Raw genomic sequence first — 15,430 nt, 5'->3', positions numbered from 1 at the left:
AGACCTCGCACCATGTCCACCTCTTCCCACGCGAACGAGCCCGAAGGCCGGCGCCAGTCCAAGAAGGCCGCTGCCAGCGGCTGGATCGGCTCGGCGCTGGAGTACTACGACTTCTTCATCTACGCCACGGCCGCCTCGCTGATCTTTCCCCAGATCTTCTTCCCCAAGGGCGATCCGGCCATCGCCATCATTGCCTCGCTGGCCACCTACGGCGTGGGCTACGTGGCGCGTCCCATCGGCGCCTTCGTGCTGGGCCACATGGGCGACACCCGCGGACGCAAGCAGGTGCTGGTGCTGTGCATGTTCATGATGGGCTTCTCGACCATCGCCGTGGGCCTGCTGCCCACCTACGACCAGATCGGCCTGTGGGCGCCTGCGCTGCTGGTGCTGTGCCGCCTGGTGCAGGGCTTCGCCGTCGCCGGTGAGATCTCGGGGGCCAGCTCCATGATCCTGGAGCACGCGCCCTTCGGCCGCCGCGGCTTCTTCGCCAGCTTCACGCTGCAGGGCGTGCAGGCCGGCCAGATCCTGGCCGCTGCCGTCTTCCTGCCGCTGGCGCACTACATGCCCACCGACCAGTTCAACAGCTGGGGCTGGCGCGTGCCCTTCATCCTGAGCTTCATCGTCATCATCATCGGCTGGATCATCCGCCGCGAGGTGGACGAGACGCCCGCCTTCACCCAGGAAGGCGCCGCCAAGCCGCGCTCGCCCGTGACCGAGGCCTTCAAGCACCACGCCCCCGACATGCTGCGCGTGGTGCTGATGTCGCTGATGAACGTGATCCCGGTCGTGGCCACCATCTTCGGCGCCGCCTATGCGGTGCAGCCGGCCTACGGCATCGGCTTCCACAAGGACGTGTACCTGTGGATCCCCGTGCTGGGCAACATCCTGGCCGTGCTGGTGATCCCGCTGGTCGGCAACCTGTCCGACAAGATCGGCCGCCGCCCGCCCATGATCGTGGGCTCGGTGCTGGCCGGCCTGCTGGCCTTCGGCTACCTGTATGCCATCAGCATCGGCAGCGTGCCGCTGGCCATCTGCATGTCGCTGCTGATGTGGGGCATCGTGTACCAGGGCTACAACGCCGTGTTCCCCAGCTTCTACCCGGAGCTGTTCCCCACCCGCACCCGCGTGTCGGCCATGGCCATCTCGCAGAACGTGGGCACGGCCATCACCGCCATGCTCCCGGCCATCTTTGCCGCCGTGGCGCCCCCCGGCTCCACCAACATCTGGCTGACCGTGGGCGCGCTGGCCTTCGGCATCACCGTGATCTCGGCCGTGGCCTGCTTCACCGCCCGCGAGACGTATCGCCTGGCGATGAACGACCTGGGCAAGCCCAACGCGGCGCCGGTGCCCGAAGGCGAATACATGCGCCTGCGCGACGAGGCGCTGGCCCAGGCGGCGCGCGCCTGACCGGCGCCAAGCCCCCGCACGGCGTGCGGCGGGCGGCCCTGGCCGGCGCGTCGCCGGCGGGGGCTGGGCACAATCGCGAGGCCGTGGTGCTTGCAGCGCCACGGCCTTTTTCTTTGGGCGCGGGCTGGTGCGCGTGCCGACCGCCATTGCCGTTTTCGCCATGCCCACCAACGCCGCTCCCGATCTCGCCGCACTCCTGCCTCCGCTCGTGCGCCTGCCCGTGCATGTGCAGGGCGAGGCCGGGCTGCCGCCCGAGGGCATCGAGCGCGAGGACGTGCTGGCCGCCGAGGTGCCGGTGGCGCTGGTCTTCAACGGCATCTCGCATGCCGTGATGATGGCCACGCCGCAGGACATCGAGGACTTTGCGCTGGGCTTCGCGCTGAGCGAAGGCATCCTCGATGCCGTCGGCGACTGCCGCGGCATCGAGGCCGAGGCCGTCGACGCGACGGCGGCCGGTCTGCCCGAGGGCATGCCCGGCATCGAAGTGCGGCTGGAGATCTCCACGCGCGCCTTCGAGCGCCTGAAGGGCCGACGTCGCAGCCTGGCGGGGCGCACCGGCTGCGGCGTGTGCGGCGTCGAGAGCTTCGCCGCGCTGGACCTCACGCCTGTGCCGCTGCCCACGCCGGGCTGGCTGGCGCAGGTGGACCTGCCCACCGTGCTGCGCGGCTTCGGGCAGATGCCGCCGCGCCAGCGCCTCAACGCCGAGGCCGGTGCCATCCATGCCGCCGCCTGGGCCACGCCGGACGGCACGGTGAGCGATGTGCTGGAGGACGTCGGCCGGCACAACGCGCTCGACAAGCTCATCGGCCGCCTGGCCCGCGAAGGGCGGCTGGGCACGCCGGGCTTCGTGCTGCTGTCCAGCCGCGGCAGCCACGAACTGGTGCGCAAGTGCGCGCGGGTGGGCATTCCTGCGATGGCCACGATCTCCGCGCCGACGGCCATGGGTGTGCAGATGGCCAAGGCCAGCGGCGTGCGCCTGTGGGGGCTGTGCCGCGCGCCGCGCGGGGTGCTCTACACGCCCTGAACGGCCTACGCCGTCACCCCTCTCCCGCAAGGGGCGGGAAGCAAAAGCCTATGCGCCGCGCCAGCGCCAGGATTCAGCCCAGCGCCAGCACCGCGTCTGCCGCCGCGGCGATGTCCTGCGGCCCCAGCGCCGATACCTCCACTGGCCGCCGCGTGGCCCACGCATGGAAGTGCCGCGCCTGCGAGCGCTCGTAGTGCGGGTCGTAGTGCAAGGCCATCAGCTCACCGAAGAGCAGCGGCAACGCGCCCTCGCGGGCCCACTGCTGCCAGCGCTGCACCGTCTCCTTGCCCTGCATCTCCTTGAGCGCGCCCAGGCGCTCGGCCAGCGCCTCGCGGTCGTCGCCCAGGTAGGCATAGTCGGTCAGCAGGTAGGCCAGGCGCGCCTCGGACGTGGCGCGGATCTCGATGCAGTCGGCCGCACGCATGCGCTCCACCAGAGGCTGCGGCACCGACAGGCGCCCGATGCGCGGGCTTTCGCCTTCCACGTACAGTGGCCGTGAGGGGTCGCAGGCCTCCAGCGCGGCGGCGATGCGGGTCTCGAACTGCTTCTGCGAAGGCTGGGGCACGCCGGGCCAGGCGCCCAGCAGCGAGCCCTTGTGGCAGGCGGCGGCCTCCAGGTCCAGCACCTGGGCGCCGCGTTTGGCCAGGGCCTCCAGCACGCGGGTCTTGGCGCTGCCGGTGGCACCGACGATCACGCGCAGCTGCATCGCCGGCACCAGCTGGTCGATCTGCGTGACAACGTGCTTGCGGAAGGACTTGTAGCCGCCGGCCAGCTGCTGCGCGTCCCAGCCCACCAGGCGCATCCACTGCACCATGGAGCCGCTGCGCAGGCCGCCGCGCCAGCAGTAGACCAGCGGCCGCCACTTGATCGGCCGTTCGGCCATGACCGGGCTCTGCAGGTGCCGCGCCAGATTGGCCGCCACCATCGCGCCGCCCGCGCGGCGTGCCTCGAAGGCGCCCTGCTGGTGGTAGAGCGTGCCGACGACGCGGCGCTCCTCGTCGTCGAGCACTGGGCAGTTGATGGCACCGGGAATGTGGTCCAGCGCGAATTCGGAGGGGGAGCGTGCGTCGATGACGGTGTCGAAGGCGTGGCGGTCTTCCGGGCGGACGGGACGGGGCTGGCTCATGGGGCGCGATTGTCGGCGGGCGTCTCAGTGCTGCGGCGCCAAGGGGGATCGGCCATGAGCCGGTCCCGCCAGCGTTGGTCTGGACGGCTGCCGGCGCAGCGCGGCCGTCGTCACTTCAGGCGCCCCAGCGCCGCCGCACCCAGCCGCTGGCGCCGTCCACCCCCGCCACCAGCGCGAACATGCCCAGCAGCACCGTCATCGACTGCGCCTGCTGGAAGATCGACAGGTGGAAGTACAGCATCTGCCCCAGCCCGCCGCCGCCCACGAAGCCGAGCACGGCGGCCATGCGGATGTTCATCTCCCAGCGGTAGAGGCTGTAGGCCAGCCACTGCGGGGCCACCAGCGGCAGGCTGGCGTAGCCGAAGGCGGCGATGCGGCCGGCACCGGCCTCGCGCAGGGCGCGCTCGGGGGCGGACGGCGCGTTCTCCAGCGCCTCGGCGAAGAGGCGGCCCAGCACGCCGGTGGTGTGCAGCGACAGCGCCAGCGCGCCGGCGAAGGGGCCGATGCCAGCGGCCAGCACCATCAGCGCGGCCCACACCAGCTCGGGGACGCTGCGCAGCAGGTTGAGCACGAAGCGCGCGGCCTGCTGCAGCGGCCAGCCTGCGCGGCCCGACGCCGGCAGCGCCAGCACCGCGCCGGCGGCCATGGCCAGCACCGTGCCGAGTGCGGAGACAGCCAGCGTCTGCAGCGCGCCGTGGGCCGTGCGCGCCAGGAAGTCGGGCGACAGGTCGGGCGGGAAGAACTCGGCCACGAAGCGGCCCATGTGGCCCATCGATTCGGCCGAGACCAGCGCCGACATGTCCAGCCCCAGCCAGGCGAAGCTGGCGACGATGGCGGCCAGCACGGCAGCGAGCACGCCGCGGCAACGCCAGCAGGGCGCGGGGCGCGGGGGAAGGTTCTTGGCGACATTGCCGTTCATGCCAGCAGCCTCCGCAACCCATTCGACAGCGCATCCGCGAGCAGCACCAGCGCCAGGAAGACCAGCAGGATGCTGCAGGCCTCGCCGCCGTTGAGCATCTTCATCGACTGGTCCATCAGCTGGCCCAGGCCGCCGGCGCCGACGAAGCCCATGACCACCGAGGCGCGCACCGCGCATTCCCAGCGGTAGACGGTGTACGAGGCCAGCTCCTGCGCCGCGTTGGGCAGCAGGCCGTAGGCCAGGGCGGCGATGCGGCTGCTGCCCGATTCGAGCAGCGCCTGGGCCGGCCGGTTGTCCACCGACTCCAGGATCTCGGCATACACCTTGCCCAGCATGCCGCCGTAGGTGACGGCCAGGGCCAGCACGCCGGCCGCCGGGCCCAGGCCCATCGCACGCACGAAGAGCAGCGCCCAGACGATCTCGGGAATGGCGCGCAGGCCCATCAGCAGCAGCCGCGCCGTCCGGCGCACGATGCCACCGCGCAGCCGGCCCGGACCGGGGCCGAGGCGCGACACCGACAGCGCCCGCGTGGCAGCGAAGGCCAGCGGCACCGCGATCACAAAGGCCAGCGTGGTGCCGGCCGTGGCCATGGCCAGCGTCTCCAGGGTGGCGCGGCCGAGCAGGGCCAAGAAGTCGGGGGCCAGCGAGGGCGGCCAGAAGGCGGCGAGGAAGCCGCCGATCACGGCCAGGTTGCCGCTGGTCAGCAACTGCCAGGGCTGGAACTCGGACAGCTGCAGCACCGGCCAGGCGATGGCGAGGGCCGCCAGTGCGCCGACCAGGCGGCGGCGTGCAGCCGGGTCGCGCAGCGGTGGTGCGTCCGACGGGGCCTGCGCAGCAGTCAGCGTGCGACTGGGCATTGGCGTTCCGAGCGGAAAAAGGTGGGCTGCGGCGTCATCGGAAGTCGGCGCGTATGCCGGTGGAACGCGGGGCCATCGGCCACCCGAAGGCAGGAAAGGCGGGCCGCCCGATCATCGGCAGCCCGAAGGAATGAAGGCCGCGGCCGGCGGCATCACCGCCGTTGCCGTGGCCTCGTCGGCGGCGGGCAGGCCACCTTCCGCCGCATACAGCGCGGAAAGCCGCTCCGGCGTGACCGCGGCCGCCGGCAGGTCGAACAGCACGCGCCCGGCCTGCAACCCGACCACGCGCGGGAACCAGCGCAGCGCCAGGTCCACCGCATGCAGCGAGGCGCACAGCGTCGCGCCGGTGGCCTCGCTCTGCGCGGCCAGCGCGCGCAGGGTGGTGTCGGCCAGCGTGGGATCGAGGGCGGAGACGGGCTCGTCGGCCAGCAGGAGGTCGGGCCTCTGGTAGAGCACGCGCGCCACCGCTACGCGCTGGAACTGCCCGCCGGAGAGCCGGTCGCAGCGCTCGAAGAGCCGGTCCTCGATGCCCACCTGCGCCAGCGCGGCATGCGCGCCCTGCAGGTCGGTGGGCCGCAGCAGCGAGCCCAGCGCGCGGAGCGTGGACCACTGACCCAGCCGGCCCGAGAGCACCGCCGTCACGGCCCGCAGACGCGGCGCGATGGGCGGCTGCTGGTGCACGGTGCCGATGCGCGCGCGCAGGGCGCGCAGGCGCCGCGCGTCGGCTTGCCAGGGTGCCTGGTCCAGCAGTCGCACCTGGCCCTCGCTCGGCCGCAGCGCCGCGCCCAGGATGCGCAGAAGCGTGGTCTTGCCTGCGCCCGAGGGGCCGATGAAGGCGATGCGCTCGCCCGGCCGCGCGGCCAGCGTCACGCCTTCGAGCGCCCGCTGTCCGTTGGGATGGACCAGGCCCACGCCTTCCAGTGCAAAGCTCACGCTGCGCCTTTCAGGGGGACTTACTTGATCAGGCCGGCCGACTTGCCGGCGGCCTCGATGCCGTCGTAGTTGGACGACTGCGTGGGCACGAACTTGCTGGCGCGCTGCAGCTGCATGATCTCCTTGTGCTCGGGCTTGGACGGGTCGAGCTGCAGGAAGGCGTCGGTCAGCTTCTTGGTCAGCACCGGGTCCAGGCCGGGGCGCACCGTCCAGTTGTAGTCGAAGTAGGGCGGCGTGGTGGCCAGCACGCGCACCTTGGCGGCGTTGGGGTTCTTGGCCTCGACCAGCTTGTCCCACACCGAGGCGTTGAGCACGCCGGCCTCGGCCCGGCCCGCGGCCACGAAGGCCACGGTGGCGTCGTGCGCGCCGGAGTAGGCGACGGTCTTGAAGTCCTTCTCGGGGTTGATGCCGTCCTTCAGCAGGAAGAAGCGCGGCATCAGGCTGCCCGAGGTGGAGGAGGGCGCGCCGAAGGCGAAGGTCTTGCCCTTGAGGTCGGCCAGGGTCTTGGCGCTGCTGTCGGCCGGCACGATGAACTTGCTGGTGAAGGCCTCGTCCTCGGCGCGCTGCACGATCGGCTTGGCGCCGCCGTTGGTGCGGATCCTGGCCTGCACGTAGGTGAAGCCGCCCAGCCAGGCCAGGTCGATCTTGTTGGTGGCCAGGCCCTCGACCACGGCGGCGTAGTCGGTCACGGGCGTGAACTGCACGTTCATGCCGGTCTGCTGCTTGAGGTATTCGCCCAGCGGGGCGAACTTGCGCTGCAGCTCCGTGGGCGCTTCGTCGGGAATGGCGGACACGCGCAGGGTGCCGGTCTGGGCATGGGCCGGGAGCGTGGCGACGGCGGCGGTGGCGAGCAGGGCGGCCAGGGTGGCGCGGCGAGAGAAGGTCATGGTGTTGGCCTCGTTGAAAAGACAGGATGGCAAGGGCAGGAATGGGGGCGCTTCGATAATCCGGCGCTTTCCCAATCCGCCCTCAGGAGAACACTGCAATGCAGCAGCTGCGACCGATGAACCCGCTGGCGCCGATGCGCCTGACCAGCTTCTCGCACGGGGGCGGCTGCGGCTGCAAGATCGCACCGGGCGTGCTCAGCGAGATCCTGCGCAGCAGCGGGGCGGGGCTGATTCCGCCCGAGCTGATGGTGGGCATCGAGACGGCCGACGATGCGGCGGTCTATCGCTTGAACGACGAACAGGCGCTGGTGGCGACCACCGATTTTTTCATGCCGATCGTGGACGACCCCTACGAGTTCGGCCGCATCGCCGCGACCAATGCGATCAGCGATGTCTACGCGATGGGTGGCCGGCCGATCCTGGCGCTGGCGCTGGTGGCGATGCCGGTCAACCAGCTGCCCGTCGAGGTGATCGGCGACATCGTGCGCGGCGGGCAGGACGTGTGCCGCGCGGCGGGCATCCCGATCGCGGGTGGCCACACCATCGATTCGGTGGAGCCGATCTACGGCCTGGTGGCGCTGGGGCTGGTGCACCCGGACCGCGTGCGGCGCAATGCCGATGCGCGGCCGGGCGACGTGCTGGTGCTGGGCAAGCCGCTGGGCGTGGGCGTGCTGTCGGCGGCGCTCAAGAAGGAGAAGCTGCCGGAGGCGGGCTACCGGCAGCTGATCGCCAACACGACGAAGCTCAACACGCCGGGGCCGAAGCTGGCGGCGCTGGACGGCGTGCATGCGATCACTGACGTGACGGGCTTCGGTCTGGCCGGCCATGGGCTGGAGCTGGCGCGGGGCGCGGGGCTGCGGGTGGTGATCGAGTGGCCGCGCGTGCCGCTGCTGGAGGGCGTGGCGGCGATGGCGGCCGATGGCTTCGTGACGGGGGCGTCGGGGCGCAACTGGGCGGGCTATGGGGCCTCGGTGTCCTTGTCCGCTGGGCTGCCTGAGGTTGCACAGGCCCTGGTGACCGATCCGCAGACGGCGGGTGGGCTGCTGGTGAGTTGCGCGCCGGAGGCGGTCGATGCGGTGCTGGGCGTGTTCCGCGAGGAGGGCTTCGAGTCGGCGGCTGTGATCGGTCGTTGCGAGGCGGGTTCCGCGGGGTTGGTGGTCGAAGGCTGAGACGGTGCTTGGTCCTTTACGGACCGCGGGGAGCGCGCTCGTTGGTGTCCGGGCGTGGGTTTTTCGTTCTGAAGTGTTTGCCGTCTTGCCTGGGTGCTGGGGGCGAAGCGCGTCGGTGTCTTGAGCCGTTTCCAGGGTGCGTTCGATGAGGTCCGCCTGGTGCGGGGCACCCGCGGGCGTCGCCCACAGGCTGCGCCGCTCGCTGAACGCTCGCGGAACCTGCGGTGCTCGCCGGATGAGCGCGCGGCATAACTCGCTGCGCTGCCGCAGGCAGCTCCGCTCAGACAGATGCCGCGAGTCAGAAGGAACGGCCCGCGGAGACCGCGGGCCTCGCTCATCCGGCTGCGCGCCTCGGCGCATCCTGAGGGCGCCACCCGCGGGCACCCCGCACCAGGCTCCGGGGCGTGCGTGGGACGGGCCCCCCTTCGGGATTGCCCGCCGGGCGCGGCCCTTGGCCTTGTGGAGCCTGGTTTGACTCCTCTCCCCTCTGGGGAGAGGTTGGGTGAGGGGCCAGCGGCGGTGGATGCGCTGCACGTGAGCCACCGCCCGGGCCCTCACCCCAACCCTCTCCCAGAGGGAGAGGGAGCAAGAGCGCGCCGTCCTCGACGCTTGAACTTGCAGCAAACCTGACTCCGATACGCCTTTCGGGGGATAGCCGCCGTCGCGAGCGGGTCGAGGTTGCGCCGAGAAGCGCAGCCGTACATGGGTACGGCGAGCATCGCAGGTGCAAGATCGACCCGCGCAGCAGGCGGATGCCCCCGAAAGGGCGGAGGGGAGAGGGAGTCGAACCCTCCCAGCGACGCGTGGCGCCACCCACCGGGTTTGAAGCCCGGCCGCCCCACCAGGGACGTTTCCCCTCCGAATGGGCGGCCGCTGCGCGGCGCCCATGGAATGTTGTCTTGCGCGGCCCCGCCGCTGCCCGGTCGCCTGCGGCGCCAACCCTGCCACCTTCGTGGCCGGCATTGCACGGACTCTCATGCGCCCCGCCCCCCGAACATCGCCGTATCCGGCCGCAGCAGGTGCGTGTCCTTCACCCGCCGCGTGTAGCCCACGCGGTCGAAGAACTCCAGGATCTGGATCGCGCGCTTGCGGCCGAGGCCGGTGGCGTCGCGGAAGCTGGCCGCCTGCAGGCCGGCCGGGCCGTTGATGCAGTCGCGGGCCAGGGCCGCCAGCCGCTCGACGGTGGGCAGCGGATAGTACAGGTCTTTGACCACCTGGAAGGCCGCGCCACGCCGGGCCAGGCTGGCCAGCGTTTGGCGCACCATGGCCTCGCTGGCGGCCAGATCCTTGGCCAGATCGCGCACCCAGGGCGGATCGAAACCGCCATTCGCCAGCTTCGGCAGCAGTTGCTGCGCGAGCTTCTCTTCGGCCGCATTGAGGCGGGCCGCATGGTCCGGCAGGTGCAGCCAGTGGGCGCTGCGCACCAGGCGGCCATCGGCCACCAGCGATTCGACCAGCGCGCGCCACAGGCCATCGTCGGTGCGCGGGCCGGCCAGGCGGCGCAGGCGGCGCGCGTCGGGGCCGATCTCCGCCGGCTGGGCCTCGTGGAAGGCGCGCAGGCGTTCGATGACCTGGGCCTGCAGCGCTTCGAGATGGCGGCGCGTGATCAGCATGCTGTCGATGCGCAGCGCATCGGCGGGCAAGGGCGCCAGTGCGTCGGGGCCAGGCAGGGCCAGGGCGCGGGCCAGGCGGGCGGCATCGAGGCCCAGCGGGGCGGCCTGCAGCAGGCCATCGAGCAAGGCGGCACGGTCCGGCAGCGCCCAGGCTGCCAGTTCGGCCAGGCGTTGGGGCGTGCGGCGGTAGCGCACGGGGGCGAAGGGGTCGAGCACGCGCACGCCGGCCACGGTCCGTGTGGCGCTGGCATCGCGCAGCACGCCGCGGTCGCCGTGCCAGGCGGCGACGGGCTCGCGCAGTACCAGCTGGGCCAGGGCGGTGTCGCCGGGCAGCAGGCTGTCGCGGTCGAGCAGGGCGATGGAGGCCATCACGTCGCTGGCGCCCAGGTGCACGTGCACCGGCACGCCCGAGCGCAGCGCCTGCGCCTCGCCGGGCCACAGCGTGAGCTGGACGTCGATGCGCGTCGTGGCGAGGGCGATGGCCGGGTCGCACAGCCAGTCGCCGCGGCGCACGTCTTCCTTGGCGAGGCCGGCCAAGGCGAGCGCGCAGCGCTGGCCGGCGCGCGCTTTGTCAGCGGGCAGGTTCTGCGCGTGGATGCCGCGCAGCCGGGCGCTGCGTTCGCCGGGCACCAGGCGCAGTTCGTCGCCGATGCGGGCGGTGCCGGCGTGGACGGTGCCGGTGGCCACGGTGCCGACACCCGCCAGCGTGAAGGCGCGGTCGGCTGCCAGGCGGAAGGCGAGGGCGTCGTCGTGGGCGCGCACGTCACCTGCGGCCTGCAGCAGGTGCTGGCGCAGCGGCTCCAGGCCCTCGCCGGTCTGGGCCGAGACCGGGAACAGCGGTGACCCAGCCAGCGGTGTACCCGCGAGCAGTTCGGCGATCTCGGCGCGCAGTTGGGCGATGCGGGCCTCGCGCCCGGCAGGATCGATGCGGTCGATCTTGGTCAGGGCCACGCTGCTGCGGTCCAGGCCCAGCAGTGCGACCACGGCCAGGTGCTCGCGGGTCTGGGGCATCACGCCGTCGTCGGCGGCCACCACCAGCAGCGCATGGTCGATGCCGGTGGCGCCGGCCAGCATGGTGTGCAGCAGGCGCTCGTGGCCGGGCACGTCGACGAAGCCCAGGGAGATGTCGCCGGCCTGCAGGTAGGCATAGCCCAGCTCGATGGAGATGCCGCGGCGCTTCTCCTCCGGCAGGCGGTCGGTGTCCACGCCGGTCAAGGCGCGCACCAGCGTGGTCTTGCCGTGGTCGATGTGGCCGGCGGTGCCGATGATCATGCGAGGCGCTCGCGCAGGCGCGGCAACTGGCCGAGCAGATCGGCGGCGTCTTCCAGGCAGCGCAGGTCCAGCAGCAGGCGGTCGTCGGCGATGCGGCCGATCACCGGCAGGGGCAACTGCCGCAGCGCCTGGGCCAGCTGGTCGAGGGCACGGCCGGTGCCTTTCTTGGCGACGCCGGCCGGGGCGAGCGCCAGTCCGGCCGAGGGCAGGCGCTCCACCGGCAGCGAGCCGCTGCCGATCTGGCCCTGCAGCGCGACGGCTTCCACCGTGAAGCGCGGCGCCACGGCCTCGGCCAGCGGCCCGTGCACGGCGCGGGCGGTGGCCTGGATGGCTTCGAGCGGACGCGTGAGCAGGCGCAGCGTGGGCAGGTCCTGCGCCAGTCGCTCGGGACGCAGGTAGAGCATCAGCGTGGCCTCCAGCGCGGCCAGCGGCAGCTTGCTCATGCGCAGGGCCCGCTTCATCGGAAACTTGCGGATGCGGCCCACGGCCTCCTTGCTGCCGACGATCAGGCCGGCCTGCGGACCGCCCAGCAGCTTGTCGCCGGAGAAGGTGACCACGTCGCAGCCGGCGGCCAGCTTCTCCTGCGGCAGCGGCTCGCGCGGCAGGCCGTAGGCGGCCAGGTCCACCAGCGAGCCACTGCCCAGGTCGGTGGCCACCGGCAGGCCACGCGCATGGGCGATACCGGCCAGCACCGATTCATCCACGGCCGAGGTGAAGCCCTGCACGGCGTAGTTGCTGGTGTGCACCTTGAGCAGCAGCGCGGTGCGCTCGGTGATGGCCTCTTCGTAATCGCGCGGATGGGTGCGGTTGGTGGTGCCCACCTCCACCATGTGCGCGCCGGCCGAGGCCATCACGTCGGGCATGCGGAAGGCGCCGCCGATCTCCACCAGTTCGCCGCGCGAGACGATCACCTCGCGGTCGCGCGCCAGCGCGCCCAGCGTCAGCAACACGGCGGCGGCGTTGTTGTTGACCACGGTGGCGGCCTCGGCGCCGGTGAGCGTGGTCAGCAGTTCTTCCACCACCGTGTCGCGGTCGCCGCGGCCGCCGGTGACGAGGTCGTACTCCAGGTTGTTGGGGCCGGCCATCAGCCGCAGCAGATGGGCCAGGGCCTCGTCGGCCAGCAGCGCGCGGCCGAGGTTGGTGTGGATGACGGTGCCGGTGAGGTTGAGCACCCGCTGCATGTGCGGCGCCAGCCGGGCCTGCACGCGCTGCTGGAGGGCTTCCTGCAGCGCCGCAGGCTGCACCTCGGCGATGGGCAGCTCGCCGGCCATGGCACGCGGGCGCAGGGCGTCGAGCAGGGCGCGTGCCTCGCCGGCCACCAGGGTGTGGCCGTGCACGGCCAGAAGGGCCTGCGTGTCCGGGGCACGAAGCAGTCGGTCGACGGCGGGCAGATCCTTGGGATGCGCCTTGGAGCCGTGGACCACGGACTCGTCGGGCGGGGCCATCAGCCGCCCCCGCCGTCGTCGGGCGGTGCGCCCGCCGCTTCGGGCTCGGGATCGCCGAAGAGCAGCATCAGGTTGTGGCCGATGCGTGCATGGCCGGCCTCGGAGACCAGCAGGTCCAGCGGCAGGCTGGCCAGGTCGTCGGCCACGGGCTCGACCTCGGGGTCGCGGTCCATGGCCACGAGCTTGAGGTAGTGGCCGCATTCGTCGCAGCATTCGGCGCGCACGGCACCGGGCTTGAGACCCACCGGTCGCTCCGGCGCGGCCTCGCCCTCGGGTTCCAGAGACTGGTAGTGGATGCCCTTGGTGCTCTCGCAGTTCGCGCACTTGATGCGCACGTAATGCCACTGGGTGCTGCACAGCGCGCACTGCAGGTAGCGCACGCCGGCATCGTCGGCGCCGATGCGGATCACGCCCGCGGTGGGCGCCGTGCCGCAGCAGGGGCAGCGCGTCAGCGGCTCGGTCACGCCGAAGGCGCGCAGCAGGCCGTGCTGCCCGGCCGTGGCGATGGCCATGTGCGTGAAGTAGACCTGCAGGCCGGCCGCCACCAGCGGCGCGGTGCCCAGGTCCAGGCCGAACATGATGCCCTGGGTGAGCAGGCCGGCCTGGCGCTCCAGCCAGTCGCTGTCGGCATCGAGCACGCGCTGCACGCCCGCGCGCGCGGGGCCCTCGGGCAGGCGCTCGCGCAACGGCGTCAGCACCTGGCGCAGCACGGCGCGCCAGGCCGGGTCGCGCGGCCACAGGTCGGCCGGAAGGGGCGGGCGCAGCGCCTGCGAGGCCGCCTCGATGGCGGCCAGGTCGGGCAGCTTCACGTCCGGGTGATGCTGCAGCGCATCGTGCTGGGCCTGAGCGATGTCGGCCACGAAGAGCAGGTAGTCGCGCATCGGATGGCCGGCGGCCAGTTGCCGAAGGCGAAGGCCGCGGTCGGCGAACACCGTGGCGCGCTGCGGCAGGCGCAGGAAGGGCACCCGCTGGCCGGCCTGCATCGCGATCTGCTCGGGTTCGAGCACCCGCGTGCTGGCGAAGAAGGCGGCGGGGTGGCTGGGTTCGGTCATCGGGGGCGAATGCTAGAGCATGGGGGTGCCTGGGCGCACGCCAGGGGTATCCCGGGCGTGGGCGGCGAAAGAACGAACCCCACGGGCCGGGTGCGGCGCCGTGGGGCGGATCGTGCGCGCCGGGCCGGCGCGCGAGGGGCTGCGGTCGGGCTCAGTCGCGCCCGGTCATCTCGCGGTGCCACACCGGATGGTTGAGCCGTGCCCAGCCTTCGGTCACAGTGCCGCGCGTCATGGCGCGCATGGTGCCCTTGACCCAGATGGCGGCGTACACATGCATGATCACCGACAGCACCAGGAACACGGCCGAGGCCGCATGCAGCACCACGGCGACGCGGCGCAGCGTGATCGGGAAGTAGTGCACGAACCACGGGCTCCAGAACAGGAAGCCCGTCGCCAGCAGCACCAGCAGCGACAGCGCCATGACCCAGAACACCAGTTTCTGGCCGGCGTTGTACTTGCCCACCGGCGGCATGTGCTCCTTGTGGCCGGCCAGCATCTGGCCCGAACGCTTCATCCATTCCACGTCGTTGCGGTCGATCAGGTTCTCGCGCCAGAGGCCGAAGAACATGAAGACGAAGCCCAGCACCATCAGCAGGCCCATGAACGGGTGCAGGATGCGCGTCCACTGCCCGCCGCCGAAGAGGTTGGTCAGCGGAAACAGCGCCGGGTGGAAGAAAGCCAGGCCCGAGAGGGCGGCGCAGAAGAACATGACGACGATGAACCAGTGGTTCATCCGCGTGCCGTCCTTGTAGCGGCGCAGGTACACACGGCTCATGGCTGGGCTCCTTCACGGCGGTCTGCGGCGGGTTTCTCGATAACGACGACCTCGCCGTCATCGGCCACGCCATCGGCGTCCTGGTCGTCCTTGGCCTCGACCGGCCCCACCTTCATGTAGTGGAAGAAGCCGCCGATCACCGCGCCCGCCATGGCCAGCAGGCCCAGCGGCTTGGCGATGCCCTTCCAGAGCGAGACCAGCGGGCTGATCGTCGGGTCCTTGGGCAGGCCGTGGTAGAGCTCGGGCCGGTCGGCATGCTGCAGCACGTACATGACGTGCGTGCCGCCCACGCCTTGCGGGTCGTAGACGCCGGCGTTGGCATAGCCGCGCTCCTTGAGGTCCACGAGGCGCTCGGCGGCGTACTCGTGCATGTCCTCCTTGGTGCCGAACTGGATGGCGCCGGTGGGGCAGACCTTGGCGCAGGCCGGCTCCAGGCCCACGCCCACGCGGTCGGAGCACAGCGAGCACTTGTAGGCCCGGTTATCCGCCTTGTTGATGCGCGGCACATTGAAGGGGCAGCCCGTGACGCAGTTGCCGCAGCCCACGCAATGCTCGCTGATGAAGTCGACGATGCCGTTGGTGTACTTGACGATGGCGCCGGGCGCCGGGCACGCCTTGAGGCAGCCCGGGTCCTCGCAGTGCATGCAGCCGTCCTTGCGGATCAGCCACTCCAGCTTGCCCTCTTCGGGCTCGACTTCCGAGAAGCGCATCACCGTCCAGGAGGCCGGCGAGAGGTCCATCGGGTTGTCGTAGGTGCCGTGGGTGGTGCCGACCTCGTCGCGCAGGTCGTTCCACTGCATGCAGGCCACCTGGCAGGCCTTGCAGCCGATGCAGGCCGACACGTCGATCAGCTTGGCAACGGGCTGCACCTGCGGCTGGTGGCGCACCACGGGCGGCTGCACCGTGGTGGCCGAGCGCTTGGCGATGTCCAGGGATTGGAGTGATGACATG

General features: G+C 71.8%; 13 protein-coding genes and 1 tRNA gene. 3 read left to right on the top strand and 11 right to left on the bottom strand.

Features of this window, described 5'->3' with window-relative positions; all coding sequences use genetic code 11:
- Positions 1-12: 12 nt before the first annotated feature.
- On the top strand, positions 13-1,407 hold the full coding sequence (locus tag ABIC63_RS27055; RefSeq protein ID WP_354322031.1) for an MFS transporter: 1,395 nt from the start codon (positions 13-15) through the stop codon (positions 1,405-1,407).
- Positions 1,408-1,567: 160 nt separating this feature from the next.
- Positions 1,568-2,431 carry a formate dehydrogenase accessory sulfurtransferase FdhD gene (gene fdhD / locus ABIC63_RS27050; protein ID WP_354322030.1) on the top strand — a complete coding sequence of 288 codons (864 nt, stop codon included), beginning with the start codon at positions 1,568-1,570 and terminating at the stop codon, positions 2,429-2,431.
- Between the two features lie 73 nt (positions 2,432-2,504).
- Here fdhD and mnmH read toward each other — a convergent pair whose 3' ends face one another.
- The 5 genes from mnmH to ABIC63_RS27025 all read right to left on the bottom strand — a co-directional run bounded on the left by mnmH (position 2,505) and on the right by ABIC63_RS27025 (position 7,153).
- Positions 2,505-3,557 carry a tRNA 2-selenouridine(34) synthase MnmH gene (mnmH, locus tag ABIC63_RS27045; protein WP_354322029.1) on the bottom strand — a complete coding sequence of 351 codons (1,053 nt, stop codon included), beginning with the start codon at positions 3,555-3,557 and terminating at the stop codon, positions 2,505-2,507.
- A gap of 115 nt (positions 3,558-3,672) precedes the next feature.
- Positions 3,673-4,476 carry a phosphonate ABC transporter, permease protein PhnE gene (gene phnE / locus ABIC63_RS27040; protein WP_354322028.1) on the bottom strand — a complete coding sequence of 268 codons (804 nt, stop codon included), beginning with the start codon at positions 4,474-4,476 and terminating at the stop codon, positions 3,673-3,675.
- Entirely contained in the window at positions 4,473-5,333 is an 861-nt protein-coding gene (locus tag ABIC63_RS27035) for a PhnE/PtxC family ABC transporter permease (RefSeq protein ID WP_354322027.1), read from the bottom strand. Before ABIC63_RS27035 ends, phnE begins: the two co-directional genes overlap by 4 nt.
- 111 nt (positions 5,334-5,444) lie before the next feature.
- Positions 5,445-6,266, bottom strand: coding sequence for a phosphonate ABC transporter ATP-binding protein (locus tag ABIC63_RS27030; RefSeq protein ID WP_354322026.1), 822 nt, complete (start codon positions 6,264-6,266; stop codon positions 5,445-5,447).
- Between the two features lie 20 nt (positions 6,267-6,286).
- Positions 6,287-7,153 (bottom strand): putative selenate ABC transporter substrate-binding protein, encoded by an 867-nt coding sequence (locus ABIC63_RS27025; protein ID WP_354322025.1) that lies wholly within the window; start codon positions 7,151-7,153, stop codon positions 6,287-6,289.
- Between the two features lie 98 nt (positions 7,154-7,251).
- Between ABIC63_RS27025 and selD the strand changes: the two genes are divergently transcribed.
- Positions 7,252-8,322 (top strand): selenide, water dikinase SelD, encoded by a 1,071-nt coding sequence (selD, locus tag ABIC63_RS27020; RefSeq protein WP_502935919.1) that lies wholly within the window; start codon positions 7,252-7,254, stop codon positions 8,320-8,322.
- Positions 8,323-9,089: 767 nt separating this feature from the next.
- On the opposite strand, the gene ABIC63_RS27015 is transcribed toward selD, so the two are convergent.
- The 6 genes from ABIC63_RS27015 to fdxH form a co-directional block, all read right to left on the bottom strand.
- Positions 9,090-9,182: transfer RNA gene (locus ABIC63_RS27015), tRNA-Sec, on the bottom strand.
- Between the two features lie 114 nt (positions 9,183-9,296).
- Complete coding sequence (selB, locus tag ABIC63_RS27010) at positions 9,297-11,207, bottom strand: selenocysteine-specific translation elongation factor (RefSeq protein ID WP_354322024.1); 1,911 nt, start codon at positions 11,205-11,207, stop codon at positions 9,297-9,299.
- A complete protein-coding gene (selA, locus tag ABIC63_RS27005; RefSeq protein WP_354322023.1) occupies positions 11,204-12,652 on the bottom strand; it encodes an L-seryl-tRNA(Sec) selenium transferase in 1,449 nt (482 codons plus the stop codon). Before selA ends, selB begins: the two co-directional genes overlap by 4 nt.
- On the bottom strand, positions 12,652-13,704 hold the full coding sequence (gene fdhE, locus ABIC63_RS27000; protein WP_354322022.1) for a formate dehydrogenase accessory protein FdhE: 1,053 nt from the start codon (positions 13,702-13,704) through the stop codon (positions 12,652-12,654). The genes selA and fdhE overlap by 1 nt, the downstream gene beginning before the upstream one ends.
- Positions 13,705-13,855: 151 nt before the next feature.
- A complete protein-coding gene (locus tag ABIC63_RS26995; RefSeq protein ID WP_017760180.1) occupies positions 13,856-14,479 on the bottom strand; it encodes a formate dehydrogenase subunit gamma in 624 nt (207 codons plus the stop codon).
- Complete coding sequence (gene fdxH / locus ABIC63_RS26990; protein ID WP_354322021.1) at positions 14,476-15,429, bottom strand: formate dehydrogenase subunit beta; 954 nt, start codon at positions 15,427-15,429, stop codon at positions 14,476-14,478. The genes ABIC63_RS26995 and fdxH overlap by 4 nt, the downstream gene beginning before the upstream one ends.
- Between the last annotated feature and the right edge of the window lies 1 nt (position 15,430).

This window comes from Pseudacidovorax sp. 1753 (assembly GCF_040544975.1).
Classification (GTDB): Bacteria; Pseudomonadota; Gammaproteobacteria; order Burkholderiales; family Burkholderiaceae_C; genus Xenophilus.
This window is presented reverse-complemented; position numbering and strand designations above follow the sequence as displayed.